The organism is Streptomyces sp. NPDC001270, from assembly GCF_042896695.1.
GTDB lineage: Bacteria > Actinomycetota > Actinomycetes > Streptomycetales > Streptomycetaceae > Streptomyces.
In genome coordinates this window covers 54414-79404 of sequence record NZ_JBIAXM010000016.1, presented here as the reverse complement: position 1 = coordinate 79404, position 24991 = coordinate 54414, and the positions used below count along the sequence as shown (strand labels likewise).

Below are 24991 nucleotides of genomic sequence, written 5' to 3'. Positions count from 1 at the left end.
ACGGAAGCCGAGTTGAGATCTGCCCGAGCAGGGTCACCGCCGTGCGTTCCCGAGCACTGGCCCAGGCCGTCCGGCACACGCCGACGTCCGATGAGGCCGCGGCCGTGGCCGAGCGGGAGATCGCGTGTGCGCGTGCGTTGAGTGCGCAATTGCCTCCTCGTCTGCGGCAGTTCACGGATCCTCAGGCTGCGCCGCCGAACGCTTCGGCCGCCGACCGGCTGGCGCGGCCTGTGGTTCTTCACGTGTGTCAGACGGCCGAGTCCGCCGTGTTCCCGGTGCGTGGCGGAGCGGTACGGGGCGAGCGCAGGTGGTCGTGGAGGGCCGCGAAGGCCGTGCACGTGAGGGGGAGGGTCACGGCCGCGGTGACCAGGATGCCGACGATGACGGGGGCGAGAATGCCGGCGTAATACGCGGCGAAGAAGTTGCCCGTGGCCCGTTCGAGGAGGGTGCGTACGAGGGGGCGCAGCGGCAGGGCGAGCTGCGTCACCAGCCAGACCAACCCGGCGGTGAGCGCGGTCAGCGGCAGCGCGAGGGCGAGGACGCGGGCCGTTCCGGCGCGCGTCCACGTCAGCGACCAGGAACGACGCAGGGCCGCGCGGGGGCCGAGGCCACCGGCCGCGGCGGCCGGGGCGAGGGTGAGCCCGAGGCACAGCAGCACGGCGACGAACACGGCGGCCGCAGGGGAGGCCGCGACGAGCGTGTAGGGTCACGATCCGCGTTCCAGGGGCTCCGGGGTGTCGAGTTGGTAGCCAGTGAGACTGTTCGCCACGGCTTCGACCAGCAGCGGCAGGGACCATACGAGCAGGCCGCGCAGCGTGTACACGGTGAGCACCGGTCGCAGCCGCGCGGGAACCGTGGCAGGTGACCGGTCCCCTTGCGGGGGTTCTTGTAGCCCCGCTGCGACCGTCCGGGAGCACACGGTCTGCAAGGCCGCGCTGCCGGTGCCGAGGAGGAGCAGGAAGAGCGGGAGCGTGCAGAGGGCGACCAGTGCCAGGTCGGTGTGGTCGTGCAGGTAGGGGTCCTCGATCTGGTGGTACCAGGTGCGTTGGTTCCGCATACGGGTGAAGAGGGGCCAGGCGAGCGCGAATATCGCGGCCGTCATCAGCAGCCCGGCCAGTCCGGACAGGCCGACGACGCGTACCGTCGCACCCGCGAGAGTGCCCCGATGCCGCCGCAGGACGGCGAACGCGGTGGCGGTGACGCCGCGTTCCGGGCTCCCGCCGGCCGGTGGCGGCTCCGTGCGGTCGTGCTGTGTGGGCATGGGGCGAGCCTTCTGTACGTTCCGGGTCCGTTCCCGGCAAGGACGCCCGGCGGACCGGGCACGGTTCTCCGGACGTGCCACGGCCTCGGCGGCACGACCGAAGCAGGCGGGTTGTCACCGAGGAGGCGCGGTGCCCGTCGTCACCGGGGCGGCGGGAGCGGTGGGTTCCCTGGCGGAGGATCGCGTGCCTGGCCCTGGTGGCCTGTGAGACGGGGGCTTGTGCGGCACGGTGTCAGGGCCGTGCCGCACAAGCGGTCAGTGGACGCTGCGTGCCATCTCGCCCTGGCGCGTGCGGTCGGGGTCGGATCCGGTGCGCAGGATCCCGGCGGCCACAGCGGTGGTCACACACATCAGGGTCAGCAGGACGAAGGCGTGGTTGAGGGGGACGAAGTGGGTCAGCCAGCCGATGACGGCGGGACCGGCGAGCATACCGACGTAGCCGAGCCCGGCGACGCGGGAGACGTTGGCGCCGGCGGCCGCGGGGTCGGCGTGCCCGGCCGCGCTGAACAGCTGCGGGACACAGCCCGACAGGCCCAGCCCGAAGAGTGCCCAGCCCACGAACGCGGCCCAGGTCCAAGGGCCGAGAGCCACGATCGTGATGCCGACGGCGGCCGTGGCCGCGCCGTGGCGCAGGATCGCCATGGAACCGAACCGGGCGACGAGGCGGTCGGCGAGCAGCCGGCCGATGGTCATGGCCGCCGCGAAGGTGCCGTAGGCGAAGGCCGCGGTGCCGGCGGGCGCACCGAGGACGTCCTTCAGGTGCAGAGCACTCCAGTCGTTGGCCGCGCCCTCGCACAGCATGACCATCAGCGCCAGGACGGCGAGGAGCCGGACGAGCCGCCTGGTGCTGCGGAGCGTGACCGCCGGTGCTGCCTCGGTCGCCGCCGCGGAGCCGGTGCCGGCGGCGACGGCGGCGACCGAGGCAGCCGGCAACAGGGCGCGGGCCGACGCCAGGGCGATCACGATGCCCACGACTCCCGTGGCGGCCATGCTCGCGGCCGGTTTCAGGCCCGCGCTCGCGGCACCCGCTCCGACGAGCGAGGCGAGGACACCGCCGACGGAGAACGTGGCGTGGAAGCCTGACATGACGGGCCGACCGTACGCCTTCTCCACGTGCACGGCGTGGGCGTTCATGCTCACGTCCAGGGCGCCGTTGCAGAAGCCGAAGACCAGTAGTGCGCCTGCCAGGGTCCACGGATCTCGGGCAAGACCGGGCAGCACCAGGGTCGCGCCGCACAGCACACCGCCCGCGGGCACCACGATGCGCGCGCCGAGGCGGTCGGTGAGGCTCCCGGCCACCTGCATCCCGGTGAAGGCTCCGAGTCCGAGCAGCACGAGCAGGCCGCCCAGCGTCGCGTGGCTGATGCCCACGCGTTCCTCGACGGCCGGGATGTGCACCACCCAGGTGCCCATCAGAGTGCCGCACAGAACGAAGTAGATGTAGGTCGCCAGACGGGCGGCTCGAAGCGAAGGTTTCACGCCACCTACCGTAACGAACATAAATTGCTTTCGGAAGGCGCACTAATGAACACCTTGCGTGTTCGTTTTCCGGTGGTGTTCAATCCCGGTATGAGCAACGCAGACCGGCACGGGCTGATCGCGAAGGCCGTCAGGGACTCCGGCGGCGCCACGGTCCAGGAGCTCGCGGAGCTGACCGGGGCCTCGGAGATGACCATCCGGCGCGACCTCGACGCCCTGGCCGCCCAGGGCGTCCTCGAACGCGTCCGCGGCGGGGCACGCACCCTGCTGCTCAGGGGCGAGGAGCCCCCTTTCGCACTGCGCGCCCACGAGGCGGTCGACGCCAAGCGCCGGATCGCCGCCGAGGTCGCCGCGCTCATCGCCGACGGTGAGAGCGTCGTGCTGGACAGCGGCACCACGTGTCTGGAGGTCGCCCGCCTCCTGCGCGAGCGGCCGGTCACCGTGATGCCTCTGTCCCTACAGGCCATCCACCTGCTCGGCGAGACACCCGGCCCCGCCACGCTGGTGGTGCCCGGCGGGCAGCCCCGCGCCGCCGAGGGAGCCCTCACCGGCCCCCTCACCCTCGCCTCCCTGGCAGCCCTGCGTTTCGACACCGCCGTCATCGGCTGCTGCGGACTGAGCGCGGCCGACGGCCTGACCGCCTACGACCTCGACGACGCCGCGGTGAAAAAGGCGAGCATCACCTCCGCCCACCGCACCATCGCCGCCGCGGACGGCGGAAAGCTCGGCCGCACCGCCTACGCCCACATCGGCCCCTCCACCCTCCTGCACACCCTTGTCACCGACACCACCGCACCCGCCGACGAGGTGACCGCACTCGAATCCGCCGGTACCACCGTCAAAACCGCCTGACCGCGGTAGCGATGTGCCCCAGCGCGTCCGGTGCAGCGGCGGGTGACGCGCGCGGTCAGATCTGTCGTTCCCATGCGGCGAGCAGTTGCCGCAGCGCGTCGGCCAGCGCGGCGTTGTCCGCGTCGTCGAGCGTGGTCAGCAGTTCCGCCTCGACGGCCAGTTGTGCGGGCATGACCAGGTCGATGGTGGCGGTGCCCTCCGCGGTGATCCGCACGAGGGCGCTGCGCCGGTCGTCCGGATTCACGCTGCGCTCCACCAGCCCGCGGGACTGGAGTGAGTGCAGCCGCTTGGTCGTCGCCGCCGGGGAGGCCAGTACCGCGGCGGTCAGCGCGCTCGGCGTCAGGGGTTCGTCGTACCGCCGCAGTGCCGAGAGGATGTCGAACTCTCCCCGGCTGAGCCCGTACTCGGCGAGGTACTCGTCGCTGGCGAGCACGACGAGCCGGGCGGCGCGCACGATCCGGCCGATGATCGCGATCGGCGAAAGGTCCAGCTCGGGCCGTTTGGCCCGCCAGCGGTCAATGATCTCGTCGACGCTGTCGTGGTCGTGGCGGCCCGGCATTGTCCTCCTCCACACCTTCGGTTGACAGTTCATCTTCTCCCTGACAACACTGGAAGTAATTTACCAGTGAAGTAAAGTTGACGGGAGGCATCCATGATCGAGGGCGCCGCGGCGGTACTCCCGCATCCACGGCGGTTGATCGCCGTCGGCCCGTACCACCGTGGTGACGGGCTGGTCGCGATCCGGGTGGGGATCTCGGTCTCCGTACCGCTCGCCGTGCTGTGGGCCACCGGGCACCTCGATCTGTCGCTGTATTCCACGTTCGGTTCGTTCACCGCGCTGTACGGCCGGGTCGAAGTGCAGCGGGTCAAGCTCGGGACACAGGCGATCGCCGGTGCCACATTCACCGCTTCGGTACTGATCGGGCTCGCGGTCGCGCTCTCGGCGGACCGGACCTGGCTCGTCGTGCCGATCCTGGCGCTGTGGTCGGGCGTGATCACGGTGCTCTCCGACGCGGTCCGGCTGCATCCGCCCGGTTCGCTGCTGCAAGCGTTCGCGGTCGGGGCGTGTTCCGTCGTCCCCTCGACGCCCAGGTCGCTCGGGACGGCAGCCCTCGTCTGCGCCGGAGCCGCGCTGTTCGCCATCGCGGCCACCACCGTGGCCGGGTTGCACAGACCGGAACGGCTGACGCAGCGCCGGGCGATCCCCACGCCCGGGCTGCGCCACGCGCTGCGGCACCCCGGGGTGGGCGGGCACCTGATGCGATGCACGCTCGCGCCGGCAGCGGCGGGGGCGATCTCGACGGCGTCCGGCATGGGCCACCCGTACTGGGCCGCGGTCACCGCGGTGGTCCCGATGGCCGCGCTGTCCACCCCCGACCGGGTGCTGCGGGCCGGCCACCGCATCATCGGTACGTTCGTCGGGCTCGCGGTCGCCGGGTTCCTGCTGCAACTCGGCCTCGACAGCATAGGAGCGATCATCCTGGTCGCCGTGTTCCAGGTGCTGACCGAGTTGTCCGTCAGCCGTAACTACAGCGTGGGCGTGGTGTTCATCACGACCCTCGCGCTCATGATGATCCAACTCGTCAGGCCGTCGCCCGTCCATGTACTCCTGCGGGACCGGGCCCTGGAGACGGTCGTCGGCATTGCGGTCGCGGTGGTGTTCATGATGGTGACCCACAGCAGCTCCGCCCCACCCCCCGCGGCCCCCGCGCAGCCCGGCCGCGCCGTGCCGGGGACCGTGGCCGACGGCGTAGCGGCAGCGGGCGCCCCGCACGCCCGGACCGCGGCTCCGCCCTCGGACCTGCCGCGATCCCGGGTGCCAGGCACGGCGGCGACCGGCGGAGCCGCCCTACGGGCGGGGGCGGAACACCAGCTCAGGGGCACCGTGGCCGACGCCGACGGCACACCTATCGACCGCGCGACGCTGACGCTGATCGACCCGCACGGCCGCCAGGTGGCCGGCATGCTCACCGACAGCTCGGGCCGGTACGGGCCGGCCGTCCCGGCCGCCGGCAGCTACGTCCTGGTCACCTCGTCCGGGACCCACCAACCGCAGGCATCCACCGTCACGATCAACGGCCCGTCGGCGCTGGACCTGGTGCTCACCGGCAGCAGCCGGCTCTATGGCTCGGTCTCGGTCAGCGGACCCGGTACCCCGGTCGCCGGTGCGGCGGTGACGCTGACCGATGGGCACGGTGAGGTGCTCGCGACCGCGCTCACCGGCGCGGACGGCGGCTTCGCGCTGCCCGGTCCGAGCACCGGTAGCTCCACGCTGGTGGTCAGCGCCGAGAACCATCGGCCGACCGCCACCACGGTCACGCCGGCCCGGAACGCAGCCGTACGGCAGGACGTCGAGTTGCTCGGGAACGCCCTGCTGACCGGCACGGCGCGGTCCGGGTCGGACGGCCGGCCGGTACGCGAGGCCCGGATCATGGACGTCGACTCCGACGGCAAGGCCATCGTCACCGCGCTCACCGGCGCGGACGGCGGCTGCACCGTGGAGGGCCTGCCTCCCGGCGACTACACGATCATCGCCACCGGCTACCCACCCGCCGTCGGTTCGATCCGCGTCACCTCCGGAGACCGAGCCCTGCACGATGTCGAGTTCGAGCAGCCGCCTGCCTGACCCGGGTGCGGAAAGCCATCTGCCGGACTCGGGCTGACCCGGGTGCGGAATCTGCCGGGCTCGGGCACGGAAAGCCATCTGCCCTGGCTCCGGTGCGGGAGCACCGCCGGACGGGGCGGGAGCCGCCCGGCCGCGGTGACGGTCCGGGCCCCGTGCCGCCCCGGCTCCTGCCGTACGCCGACCACCGTGGCGTCGGTCATCCGCCCGTCGCGGCCGGGCAACCGGGCCGTGCCGCTCGCACCAGAGGGAACGGGCCACAGCTCACGGCCCGACAAACGCTGCTCATCCAGGGGCGACGGCGCGGCGAACGCAGTCCCGCAACAGGGCGCGCCGCTGATCGTGTACCTCCGGGGGCTCCGCCGCGGTGGCGGCGTAGACGTTGCTCACCGGCGACCAGGCCATGGACATGGCGATGACCATGGCCATCAGGTCGAAGGGGTCGCCCGGCCTGACCCGCCCAGCGGCCTGGGCCTCGGCGATGACGCGAAGCTTGTGATCGTCGTAGCGCTGCCCCGCGACGAGATGCCCGGACGGGCGCCGCTCCAGGCGGGCCCAGGTGGCGAGGCGGATGAGATCGGGACGGGCGAGGTACTCGTCGTAGAGGCGCACGGCCCAGTCGGCCAGATCCTCGACCTCGATGGGGACGACGTTGGTGATGCGCTCCAGTGAGGCGAAGAAGATCGCGTCGAAAAGCTGTTCCTTGTTGCCGAAGTAGCCGTACAGCTGGGCCTTGTTGGTCTGAGCGGCGGCGACGATCCGCTCGATGCGAGCCCCGGCGATGCCGTACTGGGCGAATTCCTGCGTGGCGGCGTCGATGATCCGCCGGTATGTCGCGGCTCCGCGCGCGCTCGATGGCTGGTCGGACATGATCTCCAGGCTAGCAGACCGACCAGTTTGTTTGCGGGAGGGACAGTCTCGGCGATCCCCCCGGAGGCTCCGAGAGCGTCGACTTGCGACGGGATCTCCTGCCTCCGGGTGGAGACGCGGGCGTAGCCGAGGCGGACCTCCATCGGCGTGGATGTCGCCGCAGGCTCCACGGCCGGCAGGGCGGTCCGGAGCGAGCCGGGATGGCGCACGGCTGGGATGGCAACGTGCAGTTCGGACCGGAGTGCGGGGACGAGCTGGAAGAGGGCGGCGTGGTACGTGAGGGCCGCCTTCCCCGCCGTGGTCCGGCACGGGGAGCCGGCCGGGGCCCGGCAGGTGGACATCGGGCAGGGGTGCGCTTCGACGAGCTTGTGCGGGTCGGGTCTCGCCCCACGGGTGTTTCAGAGGTGCGTTTCGCCGATCAAGAGGAAGGAAACGGCACGTGAAACATTGCGACCTGCCGAAACGTCTTCGTCGCGCGGTGTTGCCACAGGGACCACCCATGAAACGCCTCACCCGCCAGGCAGGGCAGGAAGACCGAGATCAGCTGCTGCCCCTCCAGCGGCTTGCCTTGGCCGCTGCACCTCGGCTGGGACTCGGGTGTTCAGCAACAGGCCGATCCGCGTGCGGGCTGGTGCTCGCGCCCCGACGAGGGCAGGGGGTCACCAAGTGATGGCCGCGGATGACCTGACCGACCAGCAACTGAATGAACTGGTCGCCGCCGCCGACCCAGGGGCGGGGAGGCTGCTGTCGACGGGGCGTGGGCGCTGCTATGTCGTTTCGCCGGTATCCGCGACCAGGCGGACGAGAGTGCCGACGAGTTCGTCGGCGGTGGTGCGCCACGTGTCCTCGCCGAGGTGGCCGCTGAGTTCCATGTCAGCGATGCCGTGAGCGCCGGCCAGTAGCAGGGCTCCGTAGTGGCGTGCGTTCCGCTCCCCTACGAGGGCGGCGACGATAGCCAGGAACTCGTCCTGAAAGCGCACTGAGGCGCGGATGGCTGCGGCGGAGTCGCCCTCCGGTCCGCAGAGCTGGCGCATGACGCGGTCGAGCCCTTCGCCGCGCTCTCCCGGACCGTGCCCGAGCCGCTTGAACAACAATTGGTACCTGTACGGCTGGTCCCGGCCGACGCCGATGAGGGCGCGGAGAGCGCCGCACAGCTTCTCGGAGGCCGGCAGGGCCGGGTCGGTCCGCAGGGCGTGCATCTGGTCGCCGATCCGTTCCCAGCTCTCGGTCGCGACGGCATCCAGCAGGCTGTCCTTGCCCATGAAGTGCCGGTACGGCGCTCCCCGCGTCACGCCTGCCCGCGCGCCGATCTCGCGCAGGGTGACGGCTTCGGGGCCGCCGAGGTCAAGGAGCTCGGCGGCCGCGTCGAGCAGAGCGCGGCGGGTGAGGGCGGCGGATTCCGCACGGGTGACCATGGCACCCATCGTACATTCAGTTGACGGCGTCATCTGAATTGGTAACGTAGCTCAGGTGACAACGTCATCTGAAACCCAGAAGCTGATCGTCGTAACCGGCGCCTCCACGGGCCTGGGCGCGTCGGCCGCCCGCGAACTGGCCCGTCAGGGATTCCACGTCCTGGCCGGCGTGCGACGCGTCCGTGACGCCGACTCCATCCGATCGACTGGCATCGAGCCGGTCATCCTCGACATCACCAAGCCCGAGCAGGTGGAGGCACTCGCCGCGCGCGTCGCCGGCGACTCGCGCGCGCTGCACGCGCTCGTGAACAACGCCGGCATCCAGGTGAACGCCGCGGTCGAAGCCCTGCCACTCGCGGAGTGGCGGCGGGTGTTCGAAGTCAACCTGTTCGGCCACATCGCCGTCACTCAGGCGCTCCTGCCCGCACTGCTGCGCAGCAAGGGCCGCGTGATCAACATCAGCTCGGTCGGCGGCACGGTCGCCATGGCCACATACGGCGCGTACGCCGGCACGAAGTTCGCCCTGGAGGCAGTCAGCGACTCGCTCCGCCGTGAGGTCGCGCCGCTGGGCGTACAGGTGGTCGTGGTCCAGCCCGGCGGCGTTCGCACGGAGATGGCCGCCCGCGGGATCCAGGCGGCGAACGATCTGGCCGTCCGGATGACGCCAGGGCAGGACGAGCGCTACGGCAGCCTGGTCCAGGCGAACAACAAACTGATGGCCACGGGCACCGCATCGGGCCTGACCGCCGACGCCGCCGCCCGGGTCATCGCGAAGGCCGTGACAACCCGCAAGCCACGCACCCGCTACACCGCCGGCCGGGACGCCGCCCTGATCACCCGCCTGGTCCGGATCCTGTCCGACCGCACGCTCGACCGCATGCTCGCCGCCAACCTGCGCCGCCACCACCCGAAGGGAGCCGTCGCTTGACGAGGACCTCACACCCAGCTCCGCCCCCTGTCGTGGTGCGGCCACCGATGGCGGTTGGTCGGGACGGTACCGGGTCGTGCCGCTGCGTCCGCCTCCCCGGTGAAGTCGGTGATCTTCCCCGCAGCGACGCCGTCCATCCACACATCGGTGTCGCCGAGCCCGTCCAGCCATTCCAGACGTCTGGTCAGGTTCTTGAAGTGTGACCAGGTCGGGCCTTGGCGGGCTTCTTCAGCCGGTTGAACAGCGTCGTCCGCCGGGAAACGCCCCATGCGCCGGTACGACGTCAACATCAGCAGCAGGGCCAGCACATGCTCATCGCAGGGTGACGGGCCGGTCGCTCAGGGCTTCAAGATCATCTCGTTGCCCCTTTGACGCGTATCTCACAACCGGCGGCTGATCGTCAACCACCCGGGACTGCGAGCCGGCTGTGCCGTCACGGTTGAGGCGTGAGGTCGTCGGAGCGCCCGGCCTCGATGCGGGACCACTGGGGGATGGGACGTCCGTTGCTCCGCAGGCCGACGTGGTCGGCGGGTGTTCCCTGGCCACGCAGCCAGCCGGGGGGCGAGTCCTCCCACAGCTCCTGGCGTCCGTACACGGTGAGGTCCATGAGCGCGTAGCTGTAGTCCGTCGCCTCCACCCCGCGCAGCGTCGTCCAGTAGGTCTCGTAGACGCGGTCGCCGTCGCGCAGGTAGCAGACCAGGTGCATCATGCCGACGTGGCGTCCGACCAGGAGCTCGTCATGCGATGGAAGGGCCGAGTACCACGGCACCTCCCAGCCCATGAATGCGCGGTAGCGGCGGCTTTCCTCGTACGGGCCCTGGCAGAAGACCGCGTAGGTGATGTCGCGGGAGTGCAGGTAGGACAGCTCCTGCACCTGGGTGGTGACCCAGGTGCAGCCCTCGCACTGCCCGGCCGCGTCGTGGCCGTCGTGCCACATGAAGTAGTAGGCGATGAGCTGCCGGCGCCCTTCGAACGCGTCGAGCAGGGTGACCGGCCCGTCCGGCCCGGTCAGCTGGAGGTCGGCGGCCACCTCGACCATGGGCAGCCGGCGCCGGGCCGCGGCGATCGCGTCGCCTTCCCGGGTGTGCGCCTTCTCGCGGACTCGCAGCCTGTCCAGTTCAGCCTGGAAGACGGCCCGGTCGGCCACCGGCGGCAGCGCCGGCGCGCGGCCGGGGTCCACCCTCCTGCTGTCGTGCTCGGTCACGATCGTGTCCAATCGTCGTAGGTCATCAGTCGTCTTGCGTCAGTCCGAGGCTTCTGGGGCTGCCGGGCCGGGGCGCTCCGCCAGTTCCTTGAGCCGCAGCAGGCGGGTCTCCCAGGAGCGGCCGATCCGATCCAGTTCCCGGGCCAGCGCGCCGAGCCGGACGCCGACCGCGAGATAGACGACCTCGCGCCCGCGCCGCTCGGACTCGACCAGCCCGACCTCGCGCAGCACCTCCAGGTGCTTGCCGATCGCCTGTCGGCTCACCGGCAGCACCCGGGCCAGCGTGGACGCCGACTTGGGGCCCTCGCCGAGCCGGGTAAGGATCTCCCAGCGCATCGGGTCGCCGAGCGCTGCACACACGACGGGGAGAGTGGCGGTCACGGTTGCGTCGTCGGGGCCGGCGCGGTCTTCTCGACGAACGCCTTCGCGGCCTCCAGTTCGGCGAGCCACCCCTTGTCGTTGCCCTCGCGCTCCTTCAGCCACGCGGCCGGGTCGTCGGCGAGGCCGGAGAATCCGCTCTCGACGACGCGCAGCGTCACCCCGCCGCCGTCCCGCTCGTCGATCCAGAACTGGACGAGGGTCGAGGGCGTCGACTCATCCCGGAATGGGGTACCGATCCAGCGGAACGCGGCGTAGCGCGGCTTGTCCAGCGTCACCGTCCGGAACCGGAACTCGCCCAGCGTCGGATGGCGCACCACGGCCACGTCGCCCTCGTAGTACAGGTCCGGGTCGGCCTCGACCGCGCCGTCGTTGACATACCAGCCGGGGCGCGCGACCAGCTCCCAGACCCGCTCTGCCGGGGCGTCGATGTCGATCTGCCGGGCGATCCGGTCAAGCTCGGTGAGCTCGGCGTCGGTGCAGGTGGTGTCGTTCATGGCTTCCTCCCTCGGATGCTTCCCGCGCATCCATCCGCAACCCAACGGTTGCACATCAGACCCCGCAACCGCAACCCGGCGGTTGCAGTTGCGTCGCGCCGTCGAGCACCACCCTGCGCCGCAACCCGGCGCACCGCAGCGACGACTGCACACCACGCGCCTCAACGCCCGCGAACCACAGCGGGATCATGAACGACACCACCGCCCGCCTTGCCGAAGGAGCCGGGGGAACCTGGCGCCACAACGCCCCCTGCAATCACTCACGGTGATCACGAGCTCCCGCGCCGCGGAATACGCGACCCCCGATTGCGCGAGGTCGCCGGTTTCACACCCCAGTCCGCCTAGACTCAAATAGACCGAACAGTTTGTCTAAGGAGAGCGATGCGCACCACAACCGGCTGGCAGGCGGACCCCACGACGCACACGCTGCGCCGCGCCACCCTCCAACGCCGAGACCTGCGCCCGGACGATGTCGCGGTACGCGTGGACTACTGCGGCGTCTGCCACAGCGACCTGCACGCCGTGCACGCGCACAAGAGCGACGCGGACGGGGTCCTGGTCCCGGGACACGAGTTCACAGGCACGGTGACCGAGGTCGGCAGCGCGGTCACCGACTTCGCCCCGGGCGACCCCGTGGCCGTCGGCAACATCGTCGACTCGTGCGGGATGTGCCCGATGTGCCAGGCCGGCCAGGAGAACTTCTGCCGCGACTTCCCGACCCTGACCTACGGAGGAAGCGACCGGCAGGACGGAGCGACCACCCTGGGCGGCTACTCCCGCGAACACCTCGTACGCGAGAAGTTCGCCTATCACCTGCCCGCGGGCCTCGATGCGGCCGCGGCAGCCCCCCTGCTCTGCGCCGGCGTCACCGTCTGGGAACCCCTGCGGGCCCTTGGGGTGGGCCCGGGCAGCACGGTCGCCGTGGCCGGACTGGGCGGCCTGGGGCACCTCGCCGTCAAACTGGCCGTCGCGCTCGGCGCCACGACCTCCGTCATCAGCCGCACCCCGGACAAGGCCGGCGAAGCACACGGCCTCGGCGCAGACGGATTCGTCGTCTCCACCGACACCGGGCAGCTGGGAGCCGTCCGAGACCGGTTCGACGTGGTCATCGACACCATCTCCGCCCCCCACGACCTGACCCCCTACCTGCGCACGGTCGCCCTGGACGGCACCCTCAGCCACCTCGGCCACCTCGGGCCGGTCACCGTGGACACCATCGACCTGCTCATCGGCCGCAAGCACCTCAGCTCCGCCGGCAGCGGCGGCCGCCCGTCCACCGCCGCCCTGTTGCGCTTCTGCGCCGAACACGGCATCACCGCCGACATCGAACTGCTGCCGTCGTCTCAGGTGAATACGGCCCTTGACCGTCTGGAACGCAACGACGTCCGCCACCGCTTCGTGCTCGACATGTCCGACCTGGACTGATCGGCCCGAGCTTGGGGCGATGGTTGAACCCATGGGCGATGCCGTCCAGGTCGGCCTCGCCGCACACGCCTCCGGTAGCGGCCCGTGCCCTCGACGGCTTCGTCATCGGAACCGGCCATCGGTGCCGTCGTGCGCCGGTCGGGCAAGATCTGACGTACAGTCAGTGACAGGCCGGACGAAGGGGGCGGAGTGAACCGGACAACGGATTCTGCGGCGAGGGCCGGGCGAACGCCGGGCAGGCGCAGGCACGCCCTCCTCGGTACGCTCGCCGCGGCGGCAGCACTCACAGGCGCGCTGCTGGTGGCTCCGGAGGCGACGGCGCAGTCACCCATCACCGAGTACGGCCCGGTTCCTTCGTCACTACCCGTCGGCGGGGTGTGCGAGGTCGAGTTCGACCACCACAACAACCTGTGGGTGGAGCAGTACCTCAGCAGCCAGATCGCACGCTTCGACACCACGACGGGCAAGTTCACGAACTTCGACACGCCGATGCCGCTGTCCATGCCCGGCGGCATGGACCTCGACGGCGACGGGTACCTGTGGATGCCGCAAGTCACCGGCAACAGCCTGTTGCGCGTCGACACCCGCGACGGCAGCATGACCGAGGTACCGCTGCCCTGGGCCGAGGCGTTCGCCACCTCGCTCCTCGGCATTCCCCTCCACACGGGACTGGGCCTGGCCAACGACATCGCCTGGGGACCGGACAACGCCCTGTGGTTCACGCTCGGCGGCCTGAACTCCGTCGGGCGGTACGACCCGCACACGGGCGAGTTCACCAAGTACAAGGTGCCCGGTGAGATTCTGGGGCAGGTGCACGCGCTGTTCGGCATCATCAAGCCGGGACCCGGCCGGACCATCGTGTTCGGCCTGCCCCAGATGAACCAGGTCGCCACGATCGACGTCGACACCAAGAAGTTCACGCGCTACACCATGCCCACGCCCGCGTCCTTCCCCGTGGGCGTCCGGACCGCATCGGACGGCTCCATCTGGGTCGGCGAGTCACTGGGCATGAAGCTCGCCCGGATCGATCCGCGCACCGGCCACATCAGGGAGTACCCCCTGGCGGGCCCAGCCGGCATCCTGACCAGCGTCCTCAACGGGCTCGGCCAGGGCAGCATCGGCAACCCCCTGCCCTCACCCGGACCGGTCGCCGAGGGCAGCGACGGCAACATCTACGCGTCGGTGAGCTTCCCCGCCGCAGCCGGACTCGGCTACCAGATCGCCCGGCTCGACCCACGCACCGGCGACGTCACGATGTGGCCCACCCCCTCGTCGGCCTCCTACCCCTGCGACATCAACCCGCACCAGCCCGGCGCCATCTGGTTCGGCCTGCTCACGCCGAACAAGATCGGCAAACTCGACATCAACGCCACCTGACGGACTCCTCGTGGATGCGCCGGGGCCGGTCCGCGTCAGGCTGGGCTGGGCCGGAGCGCGCCGACCACGCGGATGCGGCGGGTGCGGACGACGGTGTCGAGCAGCGCGGCGGAGGTGTGGCCGCCGTCCGCCACCTACCCGTTCCGCGATCGAGGTCGCGGTGGACGGGGCAGTTCGCCGGGGATGCCCACGTGCCTGTTCAGGGCAGGCGGACTGAAATACTCCGGCCATGGATGCCGGGTGGACGGGGAACGGTACGGGATCGGGCGGGGCCGTGCCCGCACGGACCACGTCGGCGCACGCCACGGGCTGGATGCTGCGTTCCGCGGTGGCAGCGGACATCGAGGTGATCGCGGAGTTGCGAGCCACGGTCATGCGTGCGGACTTGGAACGTCTTGGGCGCTACGACGGGTACCGGGTACGGCAGCGGCTGCGGGACTCCTTCTCCCCGCAGCACACGTCGATCATCATGATCGACCGTGAACTGGCAGGATGCGTCACGGTCCGGCCCGCCGAGGGCGGGCAGTGGCTGGAGCACTTCTACCTTGCTCCGCACTGTCAGGGCCGAGGTCTCGGTTCCGCTGTGTTGCGCACGGTACTGGAGCGAACGGACGCACAGGGCATGACCGTGGGCTTGAACGTCCTCCAGGGCAGTGCTGCCCGTCGGCTCTACGAGCGCCACGGATTCGTCGTGGAGGCCCAGGACCCGATCGACGTCTTCATGACGCGCCCACCGGGGGCGATCGCGAGCACTCCTGCGAAAGCCTGATCTGCAACGGTACGAGAGGCGTCTTCCGCGGCCGTGAGGTGACAGCGGCCGCACAGGTCTTCTCTTCCCGTGTGGCCGAGGGAACCCGACCGAGGATCGACACAGCCGAGACCCGGGTCCTTTGGACCAAGGCCAACCGTCCCGGACGACGGGCCTTCGAACCATGTTTCGGATAACGTTATCGCACGCAATCCCCCTGCCCTGCGCGGCCGTGCCAAAGGTCCGGCAAAGACCTGCGGCCCCGAGCTTCAGACGCGTACCTCTCCGGAGCCGCGGACCTTCAGGGTGACCGGGACGATCACTGTCTGGACCGGGCGGCCGGGGTCGGCGATGCGGGCGCGGAGCAGTTCGACGGCGGTGTGGCCGATCTGGGCGGTCTCCTGGGCGATCACGGTGAGGGCCGGTTGCAGGAGGTCGGCCAGGGGCACTTCGTCGAAGCCGACCATGGCCAGGTCGGCCGCCGCCTGCGGGCCGAGGTGCCGCAGGACGGCGAGGGTGGTGTCCATGTTGCCGGTGACCAGGGCGGTGGCCGGGTCCGGGCCGTGCAGTGCGGTGTCCAGCGCGGCGGCCACCCGCTCGGCGGTGATCTCGCCGGGGTGCACCATGCCTTCGACGGGTTGGCCGTGGGCCCGCAGGGCCGCGCGGAAGGCCGCGGCGCGCTCGTAGCCGGAGAAGACGCGCTCGCTGTCGCCGATATAGGCGATGCGGCGGTGTCCGTGCTGGTGGAGGTGGTGGAAGGCCATGCCGATGCCGGAGGCGTTGTCGGACATGACGCAGTCCACGGAGACGCCGCTCATCGGGCGGTCCATAGCCACCAGCGGCATGCCGGCGTCCAGCTCGGGCTGGAGGTAGGCGTGGTTCTCGCCGAACGGCTCGACGATGATGCCGTCGAGGCGCTGCCGGCACATGGAGATCAGGATGTCGCGCTCTCTGGCCTCGTCGAAGTCCGTGGAGGCGGCCAGGAGGGTCAGTCCCGAGTCGCGGGCGGTGCGTTCGATGGCGGCGAGTTCCGGGTTGACCTCGGCGATGCGGCGGACGGCGGCGCCGATGGTTCCGGTGACGCCGGTGCGCAGCTGCCGGGCGCGTTCGTCGGGGCGGTAGTTCAGCGCGGTGATCGCGGCCTCGACCTTGGCGGCGTACTCCGGGCCCACCGTGGGGTCGTTGTTGACCACTCGTGAGACGGTCCGCAGGGCCACCCCGGCCTCGCGCGCGACGTCGACCATCGTCGGGCGCTTGGGCCGTTCCCCGCTCTCACGTCGTGCTCGGGCCATCCGGTCGCTCCTCGTCGAAACAGTGGACCGATATCAGACCGGCCCTTGACACATTCCCGCAACGCGCTTCTATCCTCGGGATAACGTTATCTCGAAGGATGAGGCGGCGTCGACCTGTCCGGTCCGCCCCGTCCCGTCGGGCCACATCGTCCCTCCAGGAGACTTCCATGCGGCGTACACGTCTGACCGCTGCCTGCCTCGCCGCGGGGCTTGCCCTCACCGGATGCTCTGCCGCGTCGACCGGAAGCGGGAAGGGTGGCAGCACCCTGACCTACCTCACCTTCGAGACCCCCAGCCTGACCGCCGGGTTCTGGGACACCTCGATCGCCGATGCCGAGAAGAAGGTCCCGGACGTCGCGGTGCGGAAGATCGTCGCACCGAGCACGGACCGGGACGCGTACGCCAAGCAGTTGCAGGCTTCCGGGCAGTTCCCGGATCTGCTCCAGTCGATCACTCCGTCGACGTTCGCGACGGCCGGGCTGCTCAGGCCGTACGACCAGAAGTGGGTGAACGCCAACTTCCTGCTGCCCATGGGCAACGCGTACCAGGGCAAGGTGTACATCCCGCCGACCAACTCGCAGATCATCCCGGAGGTGTTCTACAACAAGAAGCTGTTCGCCAAGGCCCACATCGACGCGGCTCCGAAGACGTGGTCGGACTTCATGGCCGTGTGCGCCAAACTCAAGGCCGCCGGCATCACCCCCGTCGAGCTGGGCGGCGGCGATCCGTTCTCGGCGGCGATGCCGCTGGTCGGCATCCTGTCCGCGGATGTGCTGGGCAAGGACCCGAACTGGCTGAAGAAGCGCTACTCCGGCAAGGTCCGTTTCACCGACGCCAACGTCAAGGCGGCGGTGGCCAAGTACCGGACGATGGTGAAGAACGGCTACTTCGAGGACGGCGCTCTCGGCGTCAAGTACGCCGACTCCATCACCCACTTCACCTCCGGCAAGGCCGCGATGTACATGATGGGCAGCTGGTTTCTCGGTTCGGTTCCCAAGGATCACGCCGACGACTTCGGCGCCTTCCTCACGCCCACCGAGGACGGGTCGCTCGTGGTGCCGTTCTCGGTGGGCGGTTCCATGGCGATCAGCGCCAAGGCGGCCGACCCGGCCAAGGCGACGGCGTTCGCCGAGGCATGGTCGCTGGACCCGGCCAACTACAAGGCCCTCATCGAGGGTGACGGCGCGTTCCCGATGCTCAAGGGCAGGACCCTGGACGACTACGGCGTCCACGTCACGAAGGTCTTCAAGGACTCGTACTCCTACGTCACCCAGCAGAACACCAAGGTCTCGGCGGTCGGCTGGGCGACCAACGACGACTCCATGCCCTCGGGCCTGAACAACGCCTTCTACGCGGCCAGTCAGGCGCTGTTCTCGTCGGACGACGTGGACGGGCAGCTGGCCAAGCTGGACGCCGCCTGGGACTCGGCCACCAAGTAAGCCACCTCACCGGCCCCGGCCGTACCGGCTCCGGCGCCGCAGATCTCCTTCGAGGGAAGAGCCATGACCACCCGAGTCCGCCCACGCCGTGGCGACCCCGCCCTGGGGTCGATCGCGCTCGTCGCGCTGGGCCTGTACGCCCTGTTCATCATCGTTCCCGTGATCATGAGTGCCTGGAAGAGCCTGACGAACGAGAACCCGCTGCTGGCGCGGTCCGACTTCGTCGGCCTCGCCAACTACACGGAGATGGCGCACGACAGCGCCCTCGCCGGCAGCCTCGGCTTCACGCTCCTGCTGGCCGGCGCGGTCACGGTCGTGGCCAACGCCGTCGGCATCGGCTTCGCGATCCTGCTCAACAAGACGTCGCTGAGCTTCCGGATGATGCGTACCGTCGCGTTCCTGCCGCAGGTGCTGTCCGGTGTCATCGTCGGATACGTCTGGCGCTACGTCCTGGCCCGCGACGGCATCCTCGACACCATCCTGGTCTCCCTGGGCATCATCGACAAGCCGATCACCTGGCTGGGCAGTCCGCACCTGGCCGTCGTGTCCGTCGGGCTCGTCGCCGCCTGGGTGCTGACCGGGTTCACCACCGTCGTGCACCTGGCCGCACTCCAGTCGATCCCCGTGGAGCTGTACCACGCCGCGAAGGTCGACGGGGCAGGCCGCTGGCAGCAGTTCAGGCGGATCACGTTCCCGATGCTGGCCCCCGGCACCACCATCAGCGTCACCATCTCGCTGATCACCATGCTGAAGCTGTACGACATCATCGCGGTGCTCACCTCGGGCGGACCGGCCAACTCCACCCAGTCCACCGCTCTCTACATCATCCAGCTCGCCTTCACGGACGACCGCTACGGCTACGCCTCGGCCGTCGCGATGCTGCTGCTGGGCGTCTCCGTCGTCATCGCGCTGTCCGTGACCGCGTTGCTGCGCCGCCGGGAGGTGGACCTGTGAGTACGTCGACATCGCCACGGCCGGCCGTCCAGAGGCGAACACCGGCACCGAGGGCCGTACCCGCGCCGGGCGGGGACCGCCGGGCCTGGGCCGGGCGGGTCCATCTCGTCGCGGCGGGACTGATCACGCTGGCCTTCGTCAGCCCGGTCTATCTCACGCTCGTCAACGCCTTCAAGACGCAGGACCAGATCATCCGCGATCCGGCGGCTCCCCCGGCTCCGCCGACCGCCCACAACCTGACGGACGCCCTGGCCCGGCCCGACCGGATCGTACAGATCGGGCTGACCAACTCCGCGGTCACCGTCCTCGCCTCGGTGCTGCTGATCATCCCGCTCGGCGCGGCCCTCAGCTTCTGGCTGTCCCGGCGCTCGGCCCGGCTGCGCCGGATCGTCCTGGCGGGGTTCGCCGCCGGTCTGATGATCCCGCCCGCGGTGGTGCTGCTGCCGACCATCCGCATCCTGACCTTCCTGCACCTGGACCACACCTATCCGGGGCTGGTCCTGGCCAACGTCGGCGGCGGTTATCTGTCCTTCGCGGTGTTCGTGTACTCCGGTTTTCTCCGGTCGATCCCCGGCGAGATCATCGAGGCCGCGACCGTGGACGGCGCCGGGACGCTGCGGATCTGGCGGACGATCGTCATGCCACTGCTGCGTCCGGCCACCGCGACCGTGGCGATCTTCCTGTCGCTGTGGATCTGGAACGACTTCATGAACCCGCAGTTCATCCTCGGCCCCCTGCACGGCCAGACCATCACCACGGGGCTGTATCTGTCGGTCGGCCAGTTCTCCACCAACTACGCGCAGTTGTTCGGCGTGATGCTCCTCGCGGCGGTCGTTCCCGTCGCCGGCTACCTCACGTTGCAGAAGCAGTTCATCGCCGGACTGACCTCGGGAGCGAGCAAGTGACCGCCAACACCGCAACCGGCCCCGTGGACATCGGCGCGACCGGCGTACCCGACCTGGACGACGTCGCCGGGCACTGGGTCGCCCAGGACGAGATCGCGCACCTGCCCTCCCTGCGCAACCAGCAGGGGCAGGCCCACGTCAACCACGACCTGACCTCCCTGTCCTGGCTGGCCGCCCCGCCGTTCACCTTCGGCTACCACACCGGCGAACTGCGCGTGGACGGCGTGGTCCCGGCCGCGCAGCGGTTCCTGTGGAAGCCGTGGGGCGTCCAGCGTGAGCACCGCGGCGACGGGCTGCTGCTGACCACCGACACCCGGATGGCGCTGTCCCGGGACCTGCTGCTGTGGCGGATCGTCGTCACCAACGAGAGCAGCGAGGCACGGACGGTCGAGCTGGCCCAGGACCTGTTCGCGATGACTGCCCATTCCGAGGTCGGCTACGGCTGGCTGTACGACGGCCCGTGGAACCACGGCATGCACCACGACTTCATGGCACTGGAACGCGTCCGCGCCACCACGGCCGGACGCGAGCGGCACTACCTGCTCTCCCCGGCACCACGGCGGCTGCGGCTGGGCAGGCCCCGGGTCCCGGGGATCCAGCGGGACGAGGACCACGGCCCGATGCTCCTGGACGACGCGCTCCCGGCGCACGTCAGCCACGACAGGGAGCCGGAGCCGCGGGTCGGCGTGGCCGGGGCCGTACGCGGGCTCCGGGTGGAGACGGCCGACGGGGGCGTGCTCGTCCGGGCCGACGAGCCGGTCGTCCTGACACCCGACGGAGAGACCGGTCTGGGCACCTTCGCCCTCTCCCCCGGGCTGACGATCGGCTTCGAGCTGCGGCTCGACACGGCCGGGCAGTCCGGGACCGTGCTCACCCATGGCAATCACCCCGACTCGCTCCAGATCGGCGTGGCCGACGGCCGTCCGTGGCTCGGCATCACCGGGGAACGGGAGGCCACCGACGCCCCACTCGCTGCCGGGGACTGGCACCACGTGCGGGTGCGGGTGGAAGCGGACCAGGTCGTGATGTGTCTCGACGGTGCCGAGGTCGCCCGTACCCGGCACTGGAGCGAGTCACGCCGCTGGGTGTCCCGTATCGAGGGCGGTACGGTCGCCGTCGCGGACTCACGGTCGCCTGCGCGTGCCGTCTTCGCCTTCGCCGGGCCGCCCGCGGGGCTGCGGATCGAGGGCGCCGGTGGCCGGGCGACCTGGACCTGCCGGATCGAGCCCGGCGGGAGCGTGGCCGTCGGGATCAGCTGCGCCTACGGAACCGACGCGGACGCCGTCTCGGCCGAGGCCCTCAGTGCCGCGGAGGACTTCGAGGCGACGATGCGTGCCGGGGCGGACGGCTGGCGCCGGCTCTGGGCCAGCATGTTCATCCCCGGCAATCCCGACTTCTCCGGGCACCTGCCGACCTTCACCGCCGAGGACGCCGGACTCGCGCGCACCTACTACATGGGGGCGTTGCAGGCGTTGTACATGCGCAGCGTCCGTATCCGGCCCGGCGAGCCGGTGTTCCTCACCGGCGGGCCCCGGCTCGGCCCGACCACCACCTACTTCTGGGACCACTGCGAGTGGAGCCGGATGTACGCCCTGCTGGAGCCGGCCGGGCTGCGGTCCTGGCTGCTGCGGGTCCTGGCCGGGCCCTACTGTGACTCCTTCGGTGTCGAGAACCTCAGCGGCGGCCCCCTGGGCAATGCCTACAGCTCCACCGACTACGCCCTGTTCCGGCTCGTCGAGCACTACGTCTGCATCACCGGCGACCTCGCCTTCCTTGAGGAGACCGTCGGTGGGACGACCGTCCTCGGGCACCTGGAGCGGCTGGGCCTCGGGTGGCGCGACAGGCGCAGTCCGGCCACCGGTGGTGTGCTCGCCGACTTCGGTGACGATGCGTGGCAGTTGCTGGAGTGCGTGCCCACCTACACCGGGGTCGTCGCCTCGTTCAACGCCGCCTACGTCGGCTCGACGCGCTCGCTGGCCGGACTGTACCGGCGGCTCGGCCGCCGTGAGGATGCCGACCGGACCGAGTCCGAGGCCGGTCAACTGGCCGATGCGCTCGTCGACTTGTACGCCGGTTCGGGCCGCTGGCAGGTGCGCCGCCCGGACGGGACCGACACGATCGGGCACTGCCTGGACTTCGGCCTCGTCGCGGCAGCCCTCCACCGTGAACTCCCGGACGGGATACGGCGGGAGATGACGGACTTCGTCACCGACCGTCTGCTGGTGGGTGGGTGGATGCGGGCGCTGAGTCCCGACGACCCGATCGCCGCCGCCTCCGACCGCCCCGATCACGGCGCGGGCGGGGCCTTTCCCGCCTGGCCCGCCATCACCGCCCACGGCCTGGCCCGCCTCGGTCACCGCGACCGGGCGATCGCCCTGCTGCGTGACCTCCCGTCGGCCGCCTCGGGCGGACTGTGGGGCCAGGCCATGGAGATCGTCACCGGGGCGGACGGACGGCACCGGGCCCGGGTGGCGGAGCGGGGGGTGGCCACGCGCGAGTGCATCGCGGGCGCGGCCGGAGCCGAGGCGGTGCTCTCCGCCCTGTTCGACATCAATCCGACGTTCGCCACCGGCACTCCTGCCGGGCTGCCCGCCGCCTTGTCCGTCGAGGGGGTCGGGACGCTCACGCATCTCGGCCCGGCCGTCTGAACACCCCGAGCCGTACCGACAGAAGGGCTGACATCGTCATGCCGGCAGTTCGTGGCTACGAAGCCGAACCCTGCCACCGCGTCACAGGGAAGGTCGGCGCCGGATTCCGGGACGCCGTCGCCGGGCTCGCACCGGGGCTGGTCCTCGCCGTGGACGGCCCGGTGGCCGTCGACTGGGCGGCCGTCACCACCGGGATCTGCGACGCGCTGGCCGCCCGCGACCTCACGGCGAAGCAGATCGACCTGCGCGAGCACTTCGCGCCCTGGCCGGACATCCTCGCCCGCACCGCGTCCGCGGTACTGGAGGACGACCCGGACTTCGCCCCGCTGTCCCGGGCGGGACTCGCCGACTTCTTCACCGGGATGCCGGAGCCCGAGGCAGTCGAGGGCACCGTCACCGTCGTCTTCGGGCCGGGGGCGTCGCTCGTGCCGTACGACCGGCTCTGGTACGCGGACCTGCCCAAGCGCTACGCGGAGGCCGGGATCACCGGCGGGACCGGCCGCAATCTGGGACAGCCGGCCGGCACCGGGGCGGGCACGACACGCCGGCTGTTCTACATCGACTGGCCCGTCCTGGACCGGCACCGCGACGCCCTCGTCCCGAAGGTCGACCTCTGGCTGGACACCCAGGAGAGCGAGACCCCGACCTGGCTGACGGGTCCCGAGTTGCGCGACGCCCTCGCCGACCTGGCCGGGCGGCCCTTCCGCACCCGCCCCACCTTCAACGTCACGTCCTGGGGCGGGCACTGGGCGCAGGAACGGCTCGGTTTCAACCGCGAGGCGGCCAACACCGCCCTGGGGTACGAACTCATCGCGCCGGAGAGCGGCATCCTCGTGGGCACACCGGACGGCCCGCGCGTCGAGGTCCCGCTCCAGGCACTGGTCGCGCTGCACCCCGAGGACGTCCTCGGAGAACCCGTGCACACGACGTTCGGCACCTCGTTCCCGATCCGCTTCGACTACCTCGACACCGTCGGCGGCGGCAACCTGTCCGTCCACTGCCACCCGCAGTCGGACTACATGTCGCGGGTCTTCGGCTGGCCGTACACCCAGCACGAGACCTACTACATGATGGTCGGCGGGCCCGACCGCCAGGTGTTCCTCGGCCTGCGCGACGACGCCGACCTCACGGCGTTCCGGCGGGAGGCGGACCGGGCGGTCCGTGACGGGGTGCCGTTCGACATCGAGCGCTACGTCCAGACCTTCCCGGCCGAGCAGCACCAGCTCTTCCTCATCCCGGGCGGCACCCCGCACGGCAGCGGCGAGGGCAATGTCGTACTGGAGATCAGTGCGACGCCGTACCTGTACAGCCTTCGCTTCTACGACTGGCTGCGCAAGGACCGCGCGGGGAAGCCGCGGCCGGTCCACGTGGGCCACGCGTTCGAGAACCTCGACCGCGCCAGGTCGGGAGAGAGGGTGGCCAGGGAGCTGGTCCAGCAGCCGCGGACCCTGCGCTCGGGCGAGGGCTGGCGCGAGGACCTCATCGGCCGGCTCCCGGAGATGTTCTTCGAGGTCCGGCGCCTGGAACTGGCACCGGACTCCGTCGTGGACGACGACACGGACCACCGCTTCCATGTCATCAACGTGGTGGAGGGCGACGGAATCCGGTTGGAGACGAGCGGCGGACACTGTCAGGTGCTGGCCTACGCGGAGACCCTGACCCTGCCCGCGTCGGTCGGCGCCTACCGCGTGCGAGCCCTCGGCGCGGGGCCGGTGCGCTACGTGAAGGCGCTGGTGCGATGAATCCGGGCGACGGGACCGTCGTGCCGGTGATGGAGGTCGGCGGCACCCATGTGACCGCGGCGGGCGTGGACCTCGGTGCCCGCAGCCTCCGGTCCGGCCGGTCCTTCCGCGAGGTGGTGGACGGCGACGGCAGTACCGGGGACTTCGTGTCGGCCCTCGTCCGCGCCGCTGCCCACCTGCCCGCGCAGCAGGGTCCGGTGCGATGGGCCGTGGCGCTGCCCGGTCCCTTCGACTACGAGCGCGGGATCGGACGGTACGAAGGGGTCGGCAAGTTCGACGCGCTGCGGGGGTTCGATCTCCGGGCCGCGCTGACGGCGTCGCTGCCCGGCGCTGCCGCGGTCAGCTTCTGGAACGACGCGGATGCGTTCGTACTCGGTGAGTGGTGGGCCGGGGCGGCGCGCGGGCACCGGTCCGTCGTCGGGATCACCCTCGGTACCGGGGTGGGCTCCTGCTTCCTGCGGGACGGCCGGATCCAGCGGCACGGGCCGGGAGTTCCGCCGGACGGACGGGTCCACGTCCTGCGGTACGCGGACGAGCCGCTGGAGGAGACGGTGTCCAGGCGTGCCCTGCGGCGAGCCTACGCGCGGGCCACCGGCGCGTCCCCGCCCGACGTCCAGGAGATCGCCCGGCGGGCACGGCAGGGCGGCGACCGTGCCGCGGTCGGCGTGTTCGCCGAGGCGTTCACCGCCCTGGGGAGCGTGCTGGGGCCGCTGCTCGCCGCCTTCGAACCGACGGTTCTGGTGGTCGGGGGCGCCATCGCGGGGGCCTGGGATCTCGTGGCCGAACCCCTGCGAGCCGGGCTCACGGCGGCCGGTCCGGCGCGCAACGGACGCATCGTCGTCACAGCGGCTCGGCAGCCGGCCGAGGCCCCGCTGCTCGGCGCGGCCTACCTGGCCATGGCGTGCGGTCAGCCGCACGGCCGTACCGGACCACTCTGAAACGCCCATCGAGAAG

Annotated in this window: 24 protein-coding genes; 12 read left to right on the top strand and 12 right to left on the bottom strand. The window is 70.9% G+C overall.

Annotated elements, in window-relative coordinates:
- Window positions 1-247 precede the first annotated feature (247 nt).
- The 3 genes from ACFY2B_RS26135 to ACFY2B_RS26125 all read right to left on the bottom strand — a co-directional run bounded on the left by ACFY2B_RS26135 (window position 248) and on the right by ACFY2B_RS26125 (window position 2761).
- Window positions 248-670, bottom strand: a complete 423-nt coding sequence (locus tag ACFY2B_RS26135; protein ID WP_390765507.1) for a hypothetical protein — start codon at window positions 668-670, stop codon at window positions 248-250.
- 36 nt (window positions 671-706) lie between these two features.
- Window positions 707-1261: a hypothetical protein gene (locus tag ACFY2B_RS26130; protein ID WP_390765506.1), complete on the bottom strand. Its 555-nt coding sequence runs from the start codon at window positions 1259-1261 to the stop codon at window positions 707-709.
- A 255-nt stretch (window positions 1262-1516) separates the two neighbouring features.
- Window positions 1517-2761: an MFS transporter gene (locus tag ACFY2B_RS26125; protein WP_390765505.1), complete on the bottom strand. Its 1245-nt coding sequence runs from the start codon at window positions 2759-2761 to the stop codon at window positions 1517-1519.
- A 69-nt stretch (window positions 2762-2830) separates the two neighbouring features.
- On the opposite strand from ACFY2B_RS26125, the gene ACFY2B_RS26120 reads away from it, so the two are divergent.
- Window positions 2831-3592, top strand: coding sequence for a DeoR/GlpR family DNA-binding transcription regulator (locus tag ACFY2B_RS26120; protein WP_390765504.1), 762 nt, complete (start codon window positions 2831-2833; stop codon window positions 3590-3592).
- Window positions 3593-3647: 55 nt separating this feature from the next.
- Here the strand turns inward: ACFY2B_RS26120 and ACFY2B_RS26115 are convergent, their stop codons facing one another.
- Window positions 3648-4151, bottom strand: a complete 504-nt coding sequence (locus tag ACFY2B_RS26115) for a MarR family winged helix-turn-helix transcriptional regulator (RefSeq protein ID WP_390765503.1) — start codon at window positions 4149-4151, stop codon at window positions 3648-3650.
- A gap of 93 nt (window positions 4152-4244) precedes the next feature.
- Between ACFY2B_RS26115 and ACFY2B_RS26110 the strand changes: the two genes are divergently transcribed.
- On the top strand, window positions 4245-6218 hold the full coding sequence (locus tag ACFY2B_RS26110) for a carboxypeptidase regulatory-like domain-containing protein (RefSeq protein ID WP_390765502.1): 1974 nt from the start codon (window positions 4245-4247) through the stop codon (window positions 6216-6218).
- A 282-nt stretch (window positions 6219-6500) separates the two neighbouring features.
- Here ACFY2B_RS26110 and ACFY2B_RS26105 read toward each other — a convergent pair whose 3' ends face one another.
- Window positions 6501-7085 carry a TetR family transcriptional regulator gene (locus ACFY2B_RS26105; protein ID WP_390765501.1) on the bottom strand — a complete coding sequence of 195 codons (585 nt, stop codon included), beginning with the start codon at window positions 7083-7085 and terminating at the stop codon, window positions 6501-6503.
- A gap of 767 nt (window positions 7086-7852) precedes the next feature.
- On the bottom strand, window positions 7853-8500 hold the full coding sequence (locus ACFY2B_RS26100; RefSeq protein ID WP_390765500.1) for a TetR/AcrR family transcriptional regulator: 648 nt from the start codon (window positions 8498-8500) through the stop codon (window positions 7853-7855).
- A 55-nt stretch (window positions 8501-8555) separates the two neighbouring features.
- On the opposite strand from ACFY2B_RS26100, the gene ACFY2B_RS26095 reads away from it, so the two are divergent.
- Entirely contained in the window at window positions 8556-9428 is an 873-nt protein-coding gene (locus tag ACFY2B_RS26095; protein WP_390765499.1) for an SDR family NAD(P)-dependent oxidoreductase, read from the top strand.
- A gap of 8 nt (window positions 9429-9436) precedes the next feature.
- On the opposite strand, the gene ACFY2B_RS26090 is transcribed toward ACFY2B_RS26095, so the two are convergent.
- From ACFY2B_RS26090 to ACFY2B_RS26070, 5 genes are all read right to left on the bottom strand, one after another.
- The gene (locus ACFY2B_RS26090) at window positions 9437-9736 is read right to left on the bottom strand and encodes a hypothetical protein (protein WP_390765498.1); all 300 of its coding nucleotides are present in this window, start codon (window positions 9734-9736) and stop codon (window positions 9437-9439) included.
- 125 nt (window positions 9737-9861) lie between these two features.
- Entirely contained in the window at window positions 9862-10632 is a 771-nt protein-coding gene (locus ACFY2B_RS26085; RefSeq protein ID WP_390765497.1) for a DUF899 family protein, read from the bottom strand.
- A 39-nt stretch (window positions 10633-10671) separates the two neighbouring features.
- Window positions 10672-11013 carry an ArsR/SmtB family transcription factor gene (locus ACFY2B_RS26080; RefSeq protein WP_390765496.1) on the bottom strand — a complete coding sequence of 114 codons (342 nt, stop codon included), beginning with the start codon at window positions 11011-11013 and terminating at the stop codon, window positions 10672-10674.
- A complete protein-coding gene (locus ACFY2B_RS26075; RefSeq protein WP_390765495.1) occupies window positions 11010-11507 on the bottom strand; it encodes an ATPase in 498 nt (165 codons plus the stop codon). Before ACFY2B_RS26075 ends, ACFY2B_RS26080 begins: the two co-directional genes overlap by 4 nt.
- A 55-nt stretch (window positions 11508-11562) precedes the next feature.
- The gene (locus tag ACFY2B_RS26070) at window positions 11563-11706 is read right to left on the bottom strand and encodes a hypothetical protein (protein ID WP_390765494.1); all 144 of its coding nucleotides are present in this window, start codon (window positions 11704-11706) and stop codon (window positions 11563-11565) included.
- Window positions 11707-11888: 182 nt separating this feature from the next.
- Between ACFY2B_RS26070 and ACFY2B_RS26065 the strand changes: the two genes are divergently transcribed.
- The 3 genes from ACFY2B_RS26065 to ACFY2B_RS26055 all read left to right on the top strand — a co-directional run bounded on the left by ACFY2B_RS26065 (window position 11889) and on the right by ACFY2B_RS26055 (window position 15078).
- Entirely contained in the window at window positions 11889-12932 is a 1044-nt protein-coding gene (locus ACFY2B_RS26065) for an NAD(P)-dependent alcohol dehydrogenase (protein ID WP_390765493.1), read from the top strand.
- A gap of 189 nt (window positions 12933-13121) precedes the next feature.
- Window positions 13122-14309, top strand: coding sequence for a hypothetical protein (locus tag ACFY2B_RS26060; RefSeq protein WP_390765492.1), 1188 nt, complete (start codon window positions 13122-13124; stop codon window positions 14307-14309).
- 229 nt (window positions 14310-14538) lie between these two features.
- Complete coding sequence (locus tag ACFY2B_RS26055) at window positions 14539-15078, top strand: GNAT family N-acetyltransferase (protein WP_390765491.1); 540 nt, start codon at window positions 14539-14541, stop codon at window positions 15076-15078.
- A gap of 248 nt (window positions 15079-15326) precedes the next feature.
- Here the strand turns inward: ACFY2B_RS26055 and ACFY2B_RS26050 are convergent, their stop codons facing one another.
- Window positions 15327-16349, bottom strand: a complete 1023-nt coding sequence (locus tag ACFY2B_RS26050) for a LacI family DNA-binding transcriptional regulator (RefSeq protein ID WP_390765490.1) — start codon at window positions 16347-16349, stop codon at window positions 15327-15329.
- A 167-nt stretch (window positions 16350-16516) separates the two neighbouring features.
- Between ACFY2B_RS26050 and ACFY2B_RS26045 the strand changes: the two genes are divergently transcribed.
- From ACFY2B_RS26045 to ACFY2B_RS26020, 6 genes are all read left to right on the top strand, one after another.
- Window positions 16517-17788, top strand: coding sequence for an ABC transporter substrate-binding protein (locus ACFY2B_RS26045; RefSeq protein WP_390765489.1), 1272 nt, complete (start codon window positions 16517-16519; stop codon window positions 17786-17788).
- Window positions 17789-17851: 63 nt separating this feature from the next.
- Complete coding sequence (locus ACFY2B_RS26040; protein WP_390765488.1) at window positions 17852-18742, top strand: carbohydrate ABC transporter permease; 891 nt, start codon at window positions 17852-17854, stop codon at window positions 18740-18742.
- Complete coding sequence (locus tag ACFY2B_RS26035; RefSeq protein ID WP_390765487.1) at window positions 18739-19647, top strand: carbohydrate ABC transporter permease; 909 nt, start codon at window positions 18739-18741, stop codon at window positions 19645-19647. The genes ACFY2B_RS26040 and ACFY2B_RS26035 overlap by 4 nt, the downstream gene beginning before the upstream one ends.
- A complete protein-coding gene (locus ACFY2B_RS26030) occupies window positions 19644-22295 on the top strand; it encodes a hypothetical protein (RefSeq protein ID WP_390765486.1) in 2652 nt (883 codons plus the stop codon). The genes ACFY2B_RS26035 and ACFY2B_RS26030 overlap by 4 nt, the downstream gene beginning before the upstream one ends.
- Window positions 22296-22333: 38 nt before the next feature.
- Window positions 22334-24037, top strand: coding sequence for a class I mannose-6-phosphate isomerase (locus tag ACFY2B_RS26025; protein WP_390765485.1), 1704 nt, complete (start codon window positions 22334-22336; stop codon window positions 24035-24037).
- Window positions 24034-24975, top strand: a complete 942-nt coding sequence (locus tag ACFY2B_RS26020) for an ROK family protein (protein WP_390765484.1) — start codon at window positions 24034-24036, stop codon at window positions 24973-24975. The genes ACFY2B_RS26025 and ACFY2B_RS26020 overlap by 4 nt, the downstream gene beginning before the upstream one ends.
- The last annotated feature ends 16 nt before the right edge of the window (window positions 24976-24991 follow it).

Excerpts from the sequence above, each read along its gene's own strand:
- ACFY2B_RS26130 (WP_390765506.1), bottom strand. The coding sequence starts at position 1,261 with ATGCCCACACAGCACGACCGCACGGAGCCGCCACCGGCCGGCGGGAGC.
- ACFY2B_RS26125 (WP_390765505.1), bottom strand. The coding sequence starts at position 2,761 with ATGTTCGTTACGGTAGGTGGCGTGAAACCTTCGCTTCGAGCCGCCCGT.
- ACFY2B_RS26120 (WP_390765504.1), top strand. The coding sequence starts at position 2,831 with ATGAGCAACGCAGACCGGCACGGGCTGATCGCGAAGGCCGTCAGGGAC.
- ACFY2B_RS26115 (WP_390765503.1), bottom strand. The coding sequence starts at position 4,151 with ATGCCGGGCCGCCACGACCACGACAGCGTCGACGAGATCATTGACCGC.
- ACFY2B_RS26110 (WP_390765502.1), top strand. The coding sequence starts at position 4,245 with ATGATCGAGGGCGCCGCGGCGGTACTCCCGCATCCACGGCGGTTGATC.
- ACFY2B_RS26105 (WP_390765501.1), bottom strand. The coding sequence starts at position 7,085 with ATGTCCGACCAGCCATCGAGCGCGCGCGGAGCCGCGACATACCGGCGG.
- ACFY2B_RS26100 (WP_390765500.1), bottom strand. The coding sequence starts at position 8,500 with ATGGTCACCCGTGCGGAATCCGCCGCCCTCACCCGCCGCGCTCTGCTC.
- ACFY2B_RS26075 (WP_390765495.1), bottom strand. The coding sequence starts at position 11,507 with ATGAACGACACCACCTGCACCGACGCCGAGCTCACCGAGCTTGACCGG.
- ACFY2B_RS26065 (WP_390765493.1), top strand. The coding sequence starts at position 11,889 with ATGCGCACCACAACCGGCTGGCAGGCGGACCCCACGACGCACACGCTG.
- ACFY2B_RS26055 (WP_390765491.1), top strand. The coding sequence starts at position 14,539 with ATGGATGCCGGGTGGACGGGGAACGGTACGGGATCGGGCGGGGCCGTG.
- ACFY2B_RS26050 (WP_390765490.1), bottom strand. The coding sequence starts at position 16,349 with ATGGCCCGAGCACGACGTGAGAGCGGGGAACGGCCCAAGCGCCCGACG.
- ACFY2B_RS26045 (WP_390765489.1), top strand. The coding sequence starts at position 16,517 with ATGCGGCGTACACGTCTGACCGCTGCCTGCCTCGCCGCGGGGCTTGCC.
- ACFY2B_RS26040 (WP_390765488.1), top strand. The coding sequence starts at position 17,852 with ATGACCACCCGAGTCCGCCCACGCCGTGGCGACCCCGCCCTGGGGTCG.
- ACFY2B_RS26025 (WP_390765485.1), top strand. The coding sequence starts at position 22,334 with ATGCCGGCAGTTCGTGGCTACGAAGCCGAACCCTGCCACCGCGTCACA.
- ACFY2B_RS26020 (WP_390765484.1), top strand. The coding sequence starts at position 24,034 with ATGAATCCGGGCGACGGGACCGTCGTGCCGGTGATGGAGGTCGGCGGC.